This is a genomic window from Bifidobacterium boum (assembly GCF_000741535.1).
Taxonomy (GTDB): Bacteria; Actinomycetota; Actinomycetes; order Actinomycetales; family Bifidobacteriaceae; genus Bifidobacterium; species Bifidobacterium boum.
The window spans coordinates 174121-189342 of record NZ_JGYQ01000007.1; the positions used below are offsets into that span (position 1 = coordinate 174121).

Genomic DNA, 15222 nt, shown 5'->3' on the forward strand with positions numbered 1-15222 from the left:
CTCCTGTTGACGAGTATGCATTCTTCTGCCGTATAAGGCAACCGTTATATGATAGCGCGACTTACGGACGCGGCGACCAGATGCACTTGCCATTCGCGCGCCCCTTGTTCTGTGAGAAACTCCGCGACGTTCCTGTCGTTCGGACGATCAGTCCAACATAAGTTGCGCAGGATTTGAGGCTTGATGATGATTTCCGCCGGAGTACGCGTATCCTGTGCGATTTGCGCAACTGTGGCACGTACCCGCTGCAAGGTTTCGAACCGGTTCGGATGGTGCGTTTGCCAGTATTTCATCGACTTGGGGGCATTGGTTTGCGCGTCATGGTGTTGGGCGGGCATCGTGGGCCATCGGCTTGGAGGAAGCGTCAGCGCCTGCTGGATTGTCGTCTTCCACAGCGAAGGTTTGATTGCACGCTGAATCGGCGCATACCGTTCGAACATTTTGTCCTGTTCACTACCGGTGTGGATCCGCACCCGCTCGTTCAACGAACGAATCGCACGGAATTCACGGTTGTTATGCGGTTTTTTACGGGCGGCTTCGATGATCGCGGCATCAGATAACAGCAGGCTCGGCTCGATGTCATACTGCCGGGCCAACCGGTCACGCTGCTCCCACAATGCTTTGGCGACAGCCTGCCCTTGACGGTCATGACTCAACGCGGTGATATGCGAGATACGCATCCACGGCACCGGATGCGGCTTGCGCGGCTGCGCTCCTTCACGCAAAGCGTAGTCGAATTCCTCCTGCGCCCATTGCATTTTGCCTTGACGCTTCAGGTCACGGGTCATATGTTCTTCAAGTTCGATGAGCAGCTCGACATCCAACGCCGCGTAATCCCGCCAATCCCGTGGCAACGGGCGGTAGGACCAGTCGGCTGCGGAATGCTCCTTGGCTAGCGTGATGCCGAGATAGTATTCGGTGGCCGCGCTCAAGCCGAACCGGTGCAATCCCAACAGTCTCGCCGCGATTTCCGTGTCGAACAGATTCAGCGGGCGCATGCCGATGTCAAAAAAACCGGGCAGATCCTGCAAGGAATCGTGGATAATCCACACCGCATCGCCTACCGCCTGGTTGAACTCGTCCCAGTTCGCCCCTTGCTGCCCCAACGCGATCGGGTCGAGCAGACCGATACCTGCACCTTGGCGTTTGAACTGGACCAGCCAATCTTCATGACCGTATCGGTATCCGCTGGCTCGTTCCGCATCCGCCGCAAGCGGACCGCAGCCTTGTGCAAGCGCATCACAATACCGGTGGAATCCATCGAGCGTGTCGATGACATCCGGTACACCGTCACGAGGCTCGGTCATCAGTTTCGGCTCGCCGTGGAACCTCGGATCGTTATCCGAAGGCACCGACCTTTCCGTACTCACCGTACCCGTCACGCGCCAGCTCTCCTTACTCGCCGCATTGTTCGCGATATCCCAATCCGATACCGTCCGACCGTATGACATAGTACCGGCACCGCTGACTGAGCCGGCGCACGGTGAATCAGCCGATACCGTGAGCGACCAGTTCAGCCCATTGCGCCACCTGCATTCCCGCATCGATGGAGTCAGGGGTGTCCAAGTCCCGGGCTGGAGGCGTCCATGACACGCGTAATTCGCATCGTGCCGGCATATTATCGTTCGCTTGCCTCCCGAAAAACGTGTCATGACTGACGGTAATCGTGCCGGAAATCGTATCGGTGTCGACTCCGGTCTTGTGCAGTCCGCTGTTGACGGCATGCCAGCAGGCGGCAGTGTAGTGCCCGTCATCATCATGCGTGTCCGGCTGCCCGGGGATACGGCAGAACGCCACGCACCGCCATCGTGATTCCCATTCTTGCGGCGGGTCGGCGTAATACAGCAGCATGATCCAGCCCCACGCGGCTTCACCAACAATCTTGTGCATATCTCCGCTTCCGATGGCGTTACCGCCTTGGATGCCACCGGGATGGGCACAGGAGTAGACATACCACAGCGCCGACCAATCATCCGATTGCGTGGCGTCGTCGGCTCGGACCATACCTACGCCGATACCATAATCGGCAATGGACTTGGGCACTGGAACTTCGTGGAATTGCACTCCCGGCACCGTCGGCATGGCAAACACGGACTGCACGGCATGCCACACGGTATCGGGGACACCGTCGGGGCGTACCGGCGGATGCTCACGACGTGCGGAAGCCCTGCCGGGGAATGAGAATATCTGTGCCATACTTCCAAGCGTAAGACTCGCAGATGCCAAATGGTTACGATGACACTCGCTTTATTCTCCCATCACCATATCCGCATGAATCAGACCGGCGGCACACGGCATACGCATATCAGTACACCTTGAACCCGTGAGCCTCGAACTGGCGGGCAACCCGGGCGCGCAACTTCGCGTCCGGCCCTTTGGCGTCCTCAAGCGGGTACGGGATCCGCAGCTCATGCCATTTGGGCCGTCCAAGCTGATGGAATGGCAGTACGTCAATATGCTCGACCGCATCACCGAAAGTTTCGCAGATGCGCGCCACGTTCTCCACGTTCTCCTCAGCATCAGTCAATCCCGGCACAAGAACGAAACGCACCCAGATTTTCTTGCCGGCCGCAGCCAAACGCTGCCCGAATTCAATGGTCGGGGCGAGAACACCGCCGGTGACCCGATGATAGGTTTCCTCATCGCCTGATTTGACATCCAACAGACACAGGTCGATATCCTCGATCATGGCGTCAGTGTAGTTACGGTTGAGGAATCCGGAGGTGTCGAGGCAAGTGTGCACGCCCATCTCCTTGGCGGCGCGAAACACGCGGGAGACGAACGCCGGCTGCATCATGGATTCGCCGCCTGAGAACGTGATACCGCCGCCGGTGGCTTTGAACAAATCCTGGTAACGGTCGATTTTCTTGATCATGGCTTCCAGATACACCGGCTGGCCGTCGCGCATTTTCCACGTGTCGGGATTCTGGCAGTACTGGCAGCGCAAGGGGCATCCACTCATGAACACGGTCATGCGCGTGCCCGGCCCGTCAACCGAAGTATTGATATCCCACGAGTGCACGAACCCGATATCGCCGGTGCGCAACGCTTCGATGCGGTCGCGTCGATCCATGCCAATCGGTGACTCGAATCCCGACAGTCCACCCATGAGCGTCTGGCTGGCATACTGTTTGGACGTTTTCAACATATGCGGGGTGGTGGTGTGGAAGCCCGCGGTTTCCACAGTTGCTGTCCGCTCGTGCGAATCTGTGCCTGTCGATGACATCATTGTCCTCCTTCTCATACGGCCTGTTGCCGATTGCGGAAACAGCCGGGGCGGAACCTTTCGGCCCCGCCCCGGTATCCGTGCATGGTCATGCCATACGTCCGTCAACGCCGCCGTGGATGACGGCGGGTCGGTCAGTCGACGACAGCCCCCTGGTGGAAGGTGCGGGAGATGACGTCAAGCTGCTGTTCACGGGTGAGTTTGACGAAGTTCACCGCGTAGCCGGAAACACGAACCGTCAGATGCGGGTACTTTTCAGGATGTTCGACCGCGTCTTCAAGCTGCTCCTTGCGCAGCACGTTGATATTCGCGTGATACAGGCCATGCCCGTTACCGGCGTCGAGGATGCCGACGAGATTGTTGATACGCTCGTCTTCATCGCGGCCGAGGCCTTCCGGCGTGATGGTGTTGGTCAGCGAAATACCGTCAAGCGCATCGTTGTAATCGATCTTGCCGACCGAGAACATCGACGGAAGCATGCCGTGGGAGTCCATGCCGTTCTCCGGGTTGGCGCCCGGGGCGTACGGGGTGCCCTTCTTGTGACCGGACGGGAAGGAACCGGTGTTCTTGCCGTACTCCACATTGGAGGTGATGGTCAGAATCGACTGGGTCGGAACGGCACCGCGGTAGACCGGCAGACGCTTGACCTGACCCATGACCGTAGAAACCACCCACTTGGCAAGGTCATCGGCGCGATCATCGTCGTTGCCGTAAATCGGGAACTCGCCTTCGGTGCGGTAGCCGACCACCAGATCGTCGTCGGCGCCTTCGACGTACTCCTGCTCATGGCCCGGAGTGTCCTTCGCGTCCTTGTTGTAGACCGGGTACACCTTGGCGTACTTGAGGGCGGACAGCGAGTCAGCGGCAATCGACAGACCGGACATGCCGCAACCCAAGGTGCGGTACACCTCCTTGTCATGCAACGCCATCTCGATGGCCTCATACGCGTACTTGTCATGCATGTAATGGATGATGTTCAGCGCTTCGACATAAGTCTCGGACAGCCATTCAAGAGCCTTCTCATAGTTGGCCTTGACCTTCTCGAAGTCAAGCGTGCCGTCGGCTTCGGGGGCGATCGGGTCGATGACGCCCTTCTCGATGACCTGCATGCCGGTCATCTCATCGCGGCCGCCGTTGATGGCGTACAGCAGGGCCTTCGCGGAGTTGACGCGGGCCGCGAAGAACTGCATCTGCTTGCCCACACGCATCGGGGACACGCAGCATGCGATGGCCGCGTCATCGCCCCAATGGGAGCGAATCTCCTTGTCGGACTCATACTGGATGGCCGAAGTGTCGATGGAGATGCGGGCGCAGAAACGCTTGTAGGCTTCAGGAAGCTTCGGATCCCAGAAAATCGTGATGTTCGGCTCAGGACCCGGTCCCAAATGCTCGAGCGTCAGCGTGTTGAGCAGGCGGAAGGAGGTCTTGGTGACCATGCAACGGCCGTCATCGCCGAAGCCGGCATCCGACCAAGTCGCCCAGTACGGGTCGCCGGAGAAGATCTGGTCGTAGGCCTTGGTGCGCAGGAAGCGCACGATGCGCAGCTTCATGACGATCTGGTCAATCAGCTCCTGGGCGCCCTGCTCGTCAAGCTTGCCGGACTTCAAGTCACGCTCAATATAGATGTCAAAGAACGCGGAGTTGCGGCCGAAGCTCATGGCGGCGCCGTCCTGGCTCTTGACTGCGGCAAGATAACCCATGTACGTCCACTGGACGGCTTCCTGCGCGGTCTGCGCCGGGCGGGACAGGTCGAGACCGTACTCGTTGCCGAGGTTGATGAGTTTCTTCAGTGCCTTGATCTGGTCGTCATGCTCTTCGCGGAAGCGAATCCAGTGCTCGATCTCCGGCTCGGTGAAATCGTTGCGGTACGGCACGGAATCCTTGTCGCGCTGCTTGAGCTTGATCAGCGTGTTGACGCCGTAGAGGGCGACACGGCGGTAGTCGCCGATGATGCGGCCACGGCCGTAGGCATCCGGCAGACCGGTGAGGATCTTGTTATGGCGGGCGATCTTGATGTTCTTGGTGTACACGCCGAACACGCCGTCATTGTGGGTCTTGCGGTACTTGGTGAAAATCTTCTTGACTTCCGGATCGGGATCCTTGCCGGCTTCCAGAATGGCTTGCTCGACCATGCGCCAGCCACCGTTCGGCATCATCGCGCGCTTGCAGGGTTCATCGGTCTGCAGACCGACCACGACATTGTCGACTTCCGGGCTCTCGATGTAGCCGGCCGGGAATGCGTCGATATCGGCCGGGGTGTGGGTATCCACGTCATACACACGCTGGCGGCGCTCGACGGCGAGATAGTTGTCGTCGAGATACTTCCACATGTGCTTGGTCTTGTCAGTAGCATCGGCCAAGAAGGACTCATCGCCTTCGTACGGCGTGTAGTTCTTCTGAATGAAGTCGCGAACATCGATATCCTGCTGCCAATGCCCGCCGTTGAAGCCGTCCCATGCCTTGGCTTCAAGTTCCTCCTGGGAGAGCGCGGTCTGGTCAACTGCTGTCATATCCACTCCTTGGTGTCAGTTGCGCAACGCACCGTTACGTTGCGTTTACCCATTATTGTAGTGCCACCGGACCGGCGGCAAGTCGGTATCAGACGTGACTTATATCACAATCGGTAGCATCGGTGCGCCGCCCCTGCTTCTGCCGACGCCGAGCGGCACTCAACGTCGGCAGAAGCAGGGACCAGCGCTATTTACCCCATCGATTCCATTGACGGTCCTGCTCGTTCCACGTGGCGTTGCGTTCCTTGACGATCTTCCACGCGTCAAGCGCGTCCTGTCGGGTCTTGTACGGCCCCATACGTTGCGAATCCGGTGAAATCATGCCGTATTCGGGTTGTCCGGTCACCCTGTTGAAGTACCACTGTTTATCAGTCATATGGCATCCTCCAGTCCACAGTAATCCTACTCGCGGAACGCGTTCGTGACCGGCAGTCGACGATCGCGTCCGAAGGCGAGCGCCGTGACTTTCGGTCCGAGCGGGTACTGGCGACGCTTCCACTCGGCGCGGTCAACCAAACGCATCACCGTGTCAACAGTGTTCTCGTCGAATCCGTCGGCCAGCAAATCGGCACGGCCATGCGCATGCTCGATGTATGCGGCAAGCACTTGGTCGAGCAGCGCGTATTCAGGCAGCGAATCAGAGTCCTTCTGCCCCGGCCGCAGCTCCGCACTCGGAGCCTTGGTGATGGAATTGACCGGGATGATGACGCCGTTCGGGACGGGCTTGCCGTGCTCCCCTGATTCGTTGCCGACGATATGCAAGCCGCCGACACCCATGCCTTGTTCGGCGGCCTTGTTGCGCCAACGGGCAAGTTCCCATACGCGGGTCTTGAGCAGGTCTTTGATTGGTGCGTACCCGCCGACGGCGTCGCCGTAGATGGTTGAATACCCGCAGGCGAGCTCGGACTTGTTGCCCGTGGCGAGCGCGAGTACGCCCTTCGAATTGGAGTACGCCATGACGATGACGCCGCGGATACGCGCCTGAAGGTTTTCAGCGGCGACGCCGTCCAGTTTCAACTGGTTCTGATAGGCGACGAACAGCGGCTCGATGGGCTGGATGTCATAGTGGGCGCCGATATTGGCGGCGAGATCGGCAGCGTCGTCCTTCGAACCGTCAGAGGAGTACATGCTGGGCATGGAGATGCCCCAGACATTCGACCCGCCGCAGGCGTCCGCAGCCATGGCGGCCACCAGTGCGGAATCAATGCCGCCGGACAGGCCAAGGCATACGCCGTGGAAGTGGTTCTTACGCATGTAGTCTTTCAGGCCGAGCACACACGCCGTGTAGACTTCCTCATCCGGATCAGGGGCCGGGGCGATATCCGTGACGAGCTGACGTGCGGTTTCGGTATCGAAATCGAACAATCCCAAGTGCTCAATGAACATGGGCGAGCGTTGCAGGAGCGTACCGTCGGCATCAACCGTGAAACTGCCACCGTCGAAGACGAGATCATCCTGCCCTCCGACCTGATTGACATAGACTACGGGAGCGGCGACTTCCTGCGCACGTTTGACGGCCAAGTCGAAACGTGTGTGTGTTTTGCCCTCCTCGTAAGGCGAACCGTTCATGGTGACCAGCACGTCGATGCCGCGGCCGGCAAGCTCGGCGACCGGGCCGCCGTCCTGCCAGATGTCTTCGCAAATGGCGAATCCGAGCCGGACACCGTCAACTTCAACGATGGTAGAGTGGTCACCCGCCGAGAAAATACGGAATTCGTCGAACACCCCGTAATTGGGCAGGAAATGCTTGTCGTAGCCCGCCCAGACGACCCCGTCATGCAGCACGACCAGACGGTTGCGTGGCTTGTCGGAAGCGTGGTCAGTACCGACCGTGCCGACGACGACATACAGATCCCCCAACCCGTCGGCCTCAAGCTCGGTGGCCAGCCAGTTCGCCTTGTCCCACGCGGCTTTGCGGAAGGTGCGTCTGAGTGCGAGATCCTCGATCGGGTACCCGGTCAAGGTCATTTCCGGGAATACGACCACCTGCGCATGCTGCTTTGCCGCGCGGTGCGCGTACTCCAGTGTCTTCTCGGCGTTGCCTTCAAGGTCGCCAACGCAGGTGTCGATCTGTGCGAGTGCTATGCGAATCTGTGCCATACCCCCAGCATAATGAGGGCATGGCACAATACGATGTCCTGCTTGTCACGACCTGACTTCGTCGAGCACGCGCAACGCGGCGTTGATATAGAACTCGGCGCCCGTCTTGACGGCGGCGTCCTTGGCGATGAACTTCGGGCTATGCAGGCCGTGATGATCCGGACCGCCGTTCGAGCCGACGAAGGCGAAGACTACCGGGCAGACCTTGCTGAACTCGACGAAATCCTCCCCTGCCATGGATGGGTGAATCGGCTGCAAATCCGCATAGTTCGGCACGTCCTTGGCGACGGCTTTTGCCAGATACGGGTCGGAGACCAGCGGGTCCTGGAAGTCATCCCAGCGGAAATCGGCGCTGATGCCGTACGCGGCGGCGGTGTGTTCCACGATCGCGCGCATGCGGCGTTCGGCGAGCTGGGAGTCTTCCTTGTAGAAGTAGCGTACGGTGCCGAGGAATCCGGCTTCTGCGGGCACGACATTCCACACGTCACCGCCGTGGACTTCCGTCACGGAGACGACCAGCGGGTGGAACGGCGTCGCATTGCGGCTGACGATAGTCTGTATGGACAGGATCATCGACGCCATCGCCTCCAGCGGACCGGTGCCCAGATGCGGGTATCCGGCGTGCGTGCCTTCGGCGTGCAGGTCGACATAGAATTTCACGCATCCGGCCATCATCGGCTCGACACCGACCGCCAGCTGTCCCGGCGTATAGTCCGGGTTGTTGTGCGTGCCGATCATCGCGTCGAGATCGTCCACCGCGCCGGAATCGACGACGGATTTGGCGCCGCGTCCGGTCTCCTCAGCGGGTTGGAACACGATTTTCAGGCTGCCGTTGATCCGGTCGCGGTGGGAGGCGAACCATTCGACCGCTCCGAGCAGGCTGGTCATATGGATGTCGTGCCCGCAGGCGTGCATGACGCCCGGGTTGTGCGAAGCGAAATCCAAACCGCTTTCCTCGGTGACCGGCAGGCCGTCGATGTCGGCACGCAAGCCTACACGAGGACCATCATGGTCCCCTTGAATCAGGCCGATGACACCCGTCTTCAACGGGGTGTCAAGCACTTCCACGCCGAGCGAGCGCAGTTTGTCCGCCAGGAATGCGGTGGTGTTCACTTCCTTGAAGCTCAGTTCCGGTGTCTCATGCAGATGGCGTCTGGTCGCAATCAGATCGTCAGTGAGTTCGATGTGTTCTGCCATGTTGTTCCTCCCCTGTGTCGGTATTACTCACCGCTGCCGTTTGAGCACGTGCTTGGCGAGCGCGTTGGCGATCGCCTGCACGACCTGTACCAAGACAATCATGATGACCACCGCAGACCAGGTGACCGTCTGGTCGAACTTCTGGTAACCGTAGGCGATGGCGAAATTGCCCAGACCGCCGCCGCCGATATACCCGGCCATCGCGGACATGTCGAGCACGCCGATGAACAGGAAGGCGTACGCGAGGATCAGGGGCCCCAGCGCCTCGGGAATGAGCACCGTGCGGATGATGGTGAATTTCGAGGCGCCCATGGCCCGCGCCGCTTCGATGACGCCGGGATCTACGGGCACAAGGTTCTGTTCGACCAGCCGTGACGTGGCGAAGGTACACATGACCACCATCGGGAAGATGGCGGCGGCCGTGCCGATGGACGTGCCGACCACCTTGATGGTCAGCGGCTGCATCGCGGCGAGGAAGATGATGAACGGGATCGGCCGGATGATGTTCACAATCACGTCCAGGATGTGATACACCACGGTATTCTCGAACAGGTTGCCCGGACGCGTGCCATAGAGAATCACCCCAAGTACAAGCCCCAGGAACCCGCCGATCAGCAGAGTGACCAGCACCATCTCCAGTGTTTGTGCCACCGATTGCAACAAGAGCGGCTTCAACACGGTCCAGTCGGATTTGCCGGCAAGACTCGTTGCCGCGTCAATCGTCCATGCGTTCATCGTGTCTCTCCTTCATTCGCAGCGACCGCCACATCGTATTCGACGGGGTGGCTTGCGGTACCGAAATCAATGACATCACTGTCCCGACGCAGCGCTTCAAGGAACTCGCCGAACCGCGGGTTCGAGTCGTCGAACACGTAGGTGATCGCACCGACCGCCGAACCGCCCACCGTGTCCATGCCGCCGTAGACCAGCCCGCTGTGGATGCCGTATTGAGCGATGAGGTCGGAAATGTTCTGCCCCGATGCCTTGACCGCGGGGCGTCCGTCGGCGGCTGGGATATCCTTCTGCCGCACCAGCACGCTGACGAGCCTTCCGTCCCATTCCTCATGCAGTTTCGCGACACGCGGGGCGTCCGGCAGCCCGGACAATGCGGTGGCGATGAACCGGCGGGTCACACTGCGCTGCGGGGCGGCGAACACGTCGTACACGTCACCGCGCTCCACGATTTTGCCTGCACTCATAACCGCCACCTTGTTGGCAATCTGCTGGACGACGTTCATCTGGTGGGTGATCAGCACAATGGTGACACCAAGCTGCTCGTTGACGCGTTTGAGCAAGGCGAGCACTTCCGCCGTGGTTTCGGGGTCGAGCGCACTTGTCGCCTCATCGGCCAGCAGGATCTTCGGGTTCGTGGCGAGCGCCCGTGCGATACCGACCCGCTGTTTCTGCCCGCCGGACAGCTGTGAGGGGTATTTGTCCTTATGCGCACGCAGCCCGACGAAATCGAGCAGCTCATCCACGCGCTTGTCCTGGTAATCCTTGCGCCAATGGTCCAGTTGCAGCGGGTAGGCGATGTTCTGTGCGACCGTCTTGGTGGAAAACAGGTTGAATTGTTGGAAAATCATGCCGATTTTCTGCCTGATCGGCCGCAGTTTCGATTCACTCAACTGGTCCACACGCGTGCCGAGCACGGTGACCGACCCTGATGTGGGGCGTTCCAGCGCGTTGATCATGCGCACGAGCGTCGATTTGCCGGCCCCCGAATATCCGATGATGCCGTAGATATCCCCGGCGTTGATGTCAAGACTGACATCGTCCACCGCACGGGTCGTCCCATGCTCTTGTCCGCCACCCCCGCGACGACGGTACTCCTTGACCACGTGGTCGAAGGTGATGACCGCTTCTGCCATCGTTACCTCCCTGATCTGCCTTCCATGTTTGCGCCTTCCACCGTCGAAGGCCCGGCCCAGACTCTCGCCTGGAACCGGGCCTACGACATCAGGATAGCCGCGATTATGCCATCGGCGAAGTCACTGCTGCGCCTTGGCTTCCTTCTCGATGGTCGCCAGGTAGCTTTGCAGCTGCTTGGCGGTGAACTTGCTCGCCGAGACGGCGGTGCCGTCGGACTGGGCGTTGAGTTTGTCGAACACCTTCTTGGACTGGGCGATCTTGACGAGCTTGAGGTAGGTCTCGTTGTTCACATCCGCCTTGCGGGCGACGAAAGCGTTGATGTACGGGCGGGCCTCCTCGCTCTCGGCGTCATCCTGGTAGATGGCGTCCTTGGCTTTGAGCCCTGCGTCCGCGACGTAGTCGTTGTTGATCACACCGGCGACGACCTGCGGGTCCTTGAGCGAGTTGGCGACCTGCTCGGCCTTCAGCGGGGTGACCTTCACCTTGGATTTGGCGGTGTCGATGTCGTTCGGGGTGGCGAATGCGGTCCACTTGCCCTTGAGCGTCACCAGCCCTGCGGACTTGAGTACGCCGATGGCGCGCGCCTGGTTGGTTTCGTCGTTCGGGATGGCGACCGTCTGCCCGGCCTGGATGTCGTCGATGCTCTTGACTTTGGTGGAGTAGACGCCCAGCGGGAAGATCGCGGTGCCGCCGATCGGCTGCAGGTCCTTGTTGTTCTTCACGTTGTAGTTCGCCAGGTACAGCAGGTGCTGGAACTCGTTGAGGTCAAGATCGCCGGAGTCAAGCGCCGGGTTCTCTGACGTGTAGTCTTGGAAATCAATGATTTTCACGTAGATGCCGGCGGCTTCGGCTTCCTTCTGGAATTCCACCCACTGCGGGTCGGTCGCGCCGACCACGCCGATCTTCACCGGGTTGGACTTGGAGCCCTTGGCTGCGGAATCACTGCCGCCCTTGGCCGCACGGACGCCGAAGAACACCGCGACCGCGATAAGCGCGATGACGATGACGGCGATGACGATATTGCGGCCGGTGTGGTTGACGCGGACCGGCTCCTGCGGATCGGACAGCGGCGCTGTCGGCTGGTTGTGCTCGGAAGACGCTTGTGCCATGGTTGTTTCCTCTCTCTTGTGCGATGCGGTGCACCGCGATTCATGCGCCGCCGGATTCTTTCGGCTTGCTGTATCCAACACCATAGCCGCCGTTTGGCGCTGTTCAGCCGGTTTTATGCGAATTGCCTTATTCATGTTCGTTATAGCGTGCGACGAAACCGCAAGGATTCAAGGTTTTTCTTGGTGTGCGACCAGACGCTTCCTGAACAGCGAAGCAGCGCTCTCCCCCGTTTCGGGTGTCCCATGCGCGGGCGGGTGGCACGCGTACACTGGTGGCGTACAGTGACAAGGAGCGACACCGACATGACTTTCCAACTATCCTCCGAGGCGGCGGCGCGTATGAAAGCCGCATTCTTCGACATCGACGGCACGCTGACCAGTTTCGTCACGCATATCGTGCCACAGTCGACCATCGACGCGTTGCATGCGCTTCAGCATCGCGGCATCCGCGTGTTCATCTGCTCTGGGCGTGCCCCTTCGCATATGCAGGTCGTGCTGGATACGATCCCGGTGCATTTCGACGGCATCGTCGCGCTCAACGGCCAGTATTGCTTCGATGACTCAGGATATCACGAGAGCGAGTCGCTCGACCCGGACGATATCCGCACCATCGTGTCCTGGCTGGACGCCCATCCGGACGTCGTGGCGAATTTCTGCGAGCGTGACTACGTGTATTTCAACCAGATCACCGACACGATGCGCGACACGTGGCGGCAGCTGGGAAAAACCGCGCCCAAGGTGTTCGTCGACGACCCGCATGTGCGCATCCCGCAACATGTGACCTACCAGATCAGCCCGTATATCACTCCTGAGGCCGAGCGCGAACTGACGGCGTTATGCCGGCACACCACGGGGGTCCGCTGGCACCCCTCGTTCACGGATCTGATTCCCGCGGACGGCGGCAAACCACGCGGCATCCAACGCTTCTGCGACCATTACGGCTTCACCCGTGAGCAGACGATCGCGTTCGGCGACGGCGGCAACGATGCGACGATGCTCGCCTATGCGGGACTCGGCGTGGCGATGGGCAATGCGACCGATGATGCCAAGCAGGCGGCGGATTATGTGACCGACGACGTGGATCATGACGGCATTCTGCACGCCTTGCAGCATTTCGGCATCCTGTGACGGCAAGCGCCGACCTCCCATAGCGTGAGGAACATCACGGGTCTCCCCCGTTCCCTCGCTATGAGACGATGGAGACATGGCCACAGTTATCATGCGCACCTCTGACGATAATCGCATGTGGTCGTTTTCGGCGTTATTCAAGGTTTTCAATTTTAGGGAAACCTGCTGATCAGCCTCGTTTTCCACGAGGCATCTACAGGCACCCGAAAATAATCCGGGAACACCGTCAACTGCGACTCCAGACGTTTGTCGACTCCCGGAGCGATGGCGGATATGGTGCACGTCATGCATTTTCACCGCTGGTTGCAAAACTTGATTTTTCGGTTCTTCCGGCAATCCATGTCTTTGTAGCTCTGCCATTGATCTGTGAATTTTGAGCATTCCGGCTTGAGTTTGAGATTGAATGCGCACAGCGAAAACCTTGGGTGTTGGACGAGGATAAGTTCGATTCCGTCCGGATCTGTCTTTCGTTGCACAATCCGAGGCCGTACGCCATGAGAACGGTGTCCGCATGCTGGCATCATACAGTGTCCGAATTCTTGGGAAGGAGGAACCAGAGGTCTTCTGCCGTCTATGCGTACCCGCCCCTGTTCATTGCGGATGTCACAATAACGACGGCGTCGATCTCGTTAGCGAATGATGCTAGTTTTCCCAGCGCCATGCCTCATTCGCAGCCTGAATTGTCGACGATGGCGTCGATGCAATGCAGAGCTATGAGTTCCAGGCCGACGGTTCTTTTCAGCCTGCGGCAGTCATCCATAACGGATACCAGAGTAATCGTTCTGAATTGACATACAACGGCATATGACCGCAAAAGCAGGCAGAATGATCCCCTTTCACCCTTATCGAGACTGTCAGAGACAGGGTTTCATCGGCACGTTGGCCTCCGCCGACATGAGGCACACTTCGATTTCGTAGCCGGAATAATCGAGGACAGAAGTTGGCGGATGGCAAACCACTCACGCCTGCGTAGTGCACGATGTCCTGTTGCAGGCTCTCGAATCAGCCAATGCCCAACCAGAGATGACCGCGAAGATTTTCGGGCGAAACCATTGGTGCGTTTATCGTATTCCTTGAATCCGCTGGGCGTGCAGTTTCCGTCTGCTGGATCGATGTGCAGCTTGGCTCGCCAGCCCCATGACCCGCAGCATCGCTGGATATATCGGTTCAGGGCCCCATTGGCCTTCCCCACCATGTACGTCAGCCGATGCATTGCCGCCCCTGTGCCGAGTGACAGTGTGGTTCATTTCGATTTCTTTCTATGATACGATGTTACAAGCATACATGCTTTTGTGGTATCTTATATGCAAGATGCTTTGATACAAAGAAGGAGGACTGGCGATGGTGACGTTATTTCTCTGTTGCAGGCATCTGGTAATTGACCCATGCAATCGCACACCCAGTCATCTTCCGCAGCCCGACAGGTGGCTGGATAGCCAGAACGATAAGTTGACTCAAATTGTATGTGACTGGCTGTCTGATCTGGCTTGGGACGGATGGCGCGTGGATGCCGGTGCCAGCCCGTTCGACTCCACCGCATTTGACGTACGGGACCTGCTGGAACTACGTCCGGAGCGTGAGAAACGTGACGGCCGGGGGTTTCGGGTCTCATGGTTTTCCGTTGAGCGCACCGATTCCGGAAAAACGCGAGTGTTTGACGAAGATGACGAGGTCGATGCCGACTTCTTCGAATGCGAGGCGTATCAGAGGATTTGGGATGCCGTCGATCTATTATGGCTGATTTTCGATAACGGAGAGAAAAATGACGATTCCAACAATCGTTGCGACTCTCTTTGCCACCGGTCGGAATCCTCCCATGAAAATCCATTACCTCCTGACTTGGCGATTCGTCTCCTAACCGCCAAACGATCCTTGCTATGGCTGAGGGAATCACTGGGAGCCTTCCCCGGATACCGGTTGACGCTGTTCGGAGATGACGGCTTCACCATAGACGACACATGGTTCAAGACCATGGAATTAGGATGTGAGCGACTCAATGAACGCGTGCACTCCTATGCGACGCAGCCGCCATGCGCGAATCCCCAGGACGACGGCTTCGATCGAGAATAACTTCACCCTCTAC

12 protein-coding genes are annotated in these 15222 nt (G+C 59.1%); 2 read left to right on the forward strand and 10 right to left on the reverse strand.

The features are described from left to right. Positions 1-44: 44 nt before the first annotated feature. The 10 genes from BBOU_RS02245 to BBOU_RS02290 all read right to left on the reverse strand — a co-directional run bounded on the left by BBOU_RS02245 (position 45) and on the right by BBOU_RS02290 (position 12011). Complete coding sequence (locus tag BBOU_RS02245; RefSeq protein WP_033490061.1) at positions 45-1307, reverse strand: HRDC domain-containing protein; 1263 nt, start codon at positions 1305-1307, stop codon at positions 45-47. Between the two features lie 181 nt (positions 1308-1488). Next, positions 1489-2196: a DUF3000 family protein gene (locus BBOU_RS02250; RefSeq protein ID WP_051616648.1), complete on the reverse strand. Its 708-nt coding sequence runs from the start codon at positions 2194-2196 to the stop codon at positions 1489-1491. A gap of 109 nt (positions 2197-2305) precedes the next feature. After that, positions 2306-3226, reverse strand: a complete 921-nt coding sequence (pflA, locus tag BBOU_RS02255) for a pyruvate formate-lyase-activating protein (protein WP_051616668.1) — start codon at positions 3224-3226, stop codon at positions 2306-2308. Positions 3227-3360: 134 nt separating this feature from the next. After that, positions 3361-5736 (reverse strand): formate C-acetyltransferase, encoded by a 2376-nt coding sequence (gene pflB, locus BBOU_RS02260; protein WP_026502578.1) that lies wholly within the window; start codon positions 5734-5736, stop codon positions 3361-3363. A gap of 187 nt (positions 5737-5923) precedes the next feature. Beyond that, complete coding sequence (locus BBOU_RS02265) at positions 5924-6112, reverse strand: hypothetical protein (protein WP_026502579.1); 189 nt, start codon at positions 6110-6112, stop codon at positions 5924-5926. Positions 6113-6138: 26 nt separating this feature from the next. Further along, positions 6139-7836, reverse strand: a complete 1698-nt coding sequence (locus BBOU_RS02270; protein WP_026502580.1) for an NAD+ synthase — start codon at positions 7834-7836, stop codon at positions 6139-6141. Positions 7837-7881: 45 nt separating this feature from the next. Further along, positions 7882-9033 (reverse strand): M20 metallopeptidase family protein, encoded by a 1152-nt coding sequence (locus tag BBOU_RS02275; protein ID WP_026502581.1) that lies wholly within the window; start codon positions 9031-9033, stop codon positions 7882-7884. 27 nt (positions 9034-9060) lie between these two features. Then, positions 9061-9768: a methionine ABC transporter permease gene (locus BBOU_RS02280; protein WP_026502582.1), complete on the reverse strand. Its 708-nt coding sequence runs from the start codon at positions 9766-9768 to the stop codon at positions 9061-9063. After that, positions 9765-10901: a methionine ABC transporter ATP-binding protein gene (locus BBOU_RS02285; protein WP_026502583.1), complete on the reverse strand. Its 1137-nt coding sequence runs from the start codon at positions 10899-10901 to the stop codon at positions 9765-9767. Before BBOU_RS02285 ends, BBOU_RS02280 begins: the two co-directional genes overlap by 4 nt. Positions 10902-11021: 120 nt before the next feature. Beyond that, entirely contained in the window at positions 11022-12011 is a 990-nt protein-coding gene (locus tag BBOU_RS02290) for a MetQ/NlpA family ABC transporter substrate-binding protein (protein WP_026502584.1), read from the reverse strand. A 303-nt stretch (positions 12012-12314) separates the two neighbouring features. Here BBOU_RS02290 and BBOU_RS02295 point away from each other — a divergent pair, with 303 nt between their 5' ends. Further along, entirely contained in the window at positions 12315-13139 is an 825-nt protein-coding gene (locus tag BBOU_RS02295; protein ID WP_026502585.1) for a Cof-type HAD-IIB family hydrolase, read from the forward strand. Positions 13140-14480: 1341 nt separating this feature from the next. Further along, positions 14481-15209, forward strand: coding sequence for a hypothetical protein (locus BBOU_RS02305; protein ID WP_026502586.1), 729 nt, complete (start codon positions 14481-14483; stop codon positions 15207-15209). Positions 15210-15222: the final 13 nt, after the last annotated feature.